Source organism: Blastococcus sp. TF02A-35, assembly GCF_004571075.1.
Classification (GTDB): Bacteria; Actinomycetota; Actinomycetes; order Mycobacteriales; family Geodermatophilaceae; genus Blastococcus.
Window position 1 is genome coordinate 1 of sequence record NZ_SPQP01000082.1, and the last position, 1279, is coordinate 1279.

Here is a 1279-nt window from a genome sequence, read left to right on the forward strand (position 1 = left end):
GGGACTGCTGCACGGATCGGTGACAGGTTGGGTCAGGCTGCCTGCGCGGCCATTGTGGGCACGATGGTCTCGTACTCGATGGGCGTGAGTCGACCGAGGGCGTCCTGACGCCGCCGGCGGTGGTAGGTCCGTTCGATCCAGGTGACGATCGCGATCCGCAGCTCTTGCCGGGTGCGCCAGTGTCGGCGGTCGAGCACGTTCTTCTGCAGCAGGGCGAAGAACGACTCCATGGCTGCGTTATCGCCGGCCGCGCCGACTCTGCCCATCGAGCCGGACAGCTGATGCCGGTTGAGGGCATGCACGAATTCCCGGCTGCGGAATTGGGATCCGCGGTCGGAGTGCACGATGCAGCCGGCCACGTCGGCGCCGTCGGCATGGCGCCGGGCGACGGCGTTATCCAGCGCGGTGACCGCGAGCCTGGACTTCATCCGTGAGTCGATGGAGTAGCCGACGATCCGGTTGGAGTGCACGTCCTTGACCGCGCACAGGTAGAGCTTGCCCTCGGCGGTGCGGTGTTCGGTGATGTCGGTCAACCACACGGCGTTGGGCGCCTCGGCGGTGAAGACACGGTTGACCTGGTCGTCGTGCACCGGCGGTCCGGAACGGCCGCCCTTGCCCCGACGGGGCTTGCCGAACGCGCTCCACCACCGGTTGGCCGAGCAGATCGCCCAGGCCGTGCGCGCGGCCATCGGCTGCCCGCCGGCGGCAGCCTCGTCGACCAGCAGCCGGTAGCCGAACTCTGGATCGTCGCGATGGGCGTCGAACAGCGCGTTGGCCCGGTGAGCCTGCGTGAGTTCGCTGGGAGTGACCGGGGCGGTCAGCCACCGGTAGTAGGGCTGGCGGGCGATCCTCAGGACCCGGCACGTCACCGTCACAGCGATCCCGTCGACGGCGAGCTCTCGGACGAGCGGGTAGATCATTTTCCCGGCAGGTTCGCCTGCGACAGGTAGGCCGCCGCCCGGCGCAGCACCTCGTTCTCCTGCTCGAGCAGCCGGATCCGCTTGCGGGCCTCCCGCAGGTCCGCGTTCTCCGCCGCGGTCGTTCCGGGCTTGACGCCGTCTTCGACGTCGGCTGCCTTCATCCAGTTCGTCAGGCACGACTCGCTGATCCCGAAGTCAGCCGCGATCTGCTTCAGGTGCTGGCCCGGCTCACGGTTGCGAGCAACGTTCACGACGTCGTCGCGGAACTCCTTGGGGTAGGGCTTGGGCACGGTGAACATCCTTCCAGCGGCGCCTCACGGCACCACAGATCAGATGTCACCTACTCGTGCAGCAGTCCC

General features: G+C 68.2%; 1 protein-coding gene. It reads right to left on the reverse strand.

What is annotated here, in order from left to right:
- Positions 1–32: 32 nt before the first annotated feature.
- A protein-coding gene (locus E4P43_RS19670) for an IS3 family transposase (protein WP_135147193.1) occupies positions 33–1210 on the reverse strand; the annotation gives its coding sequence in 2 pieces (ribosomal slippage) (positions 33–923 and positions 926–1210; 1176 coding nt in all).
- Positions 1211–1279: the final 69 nt, after the last annotated feature.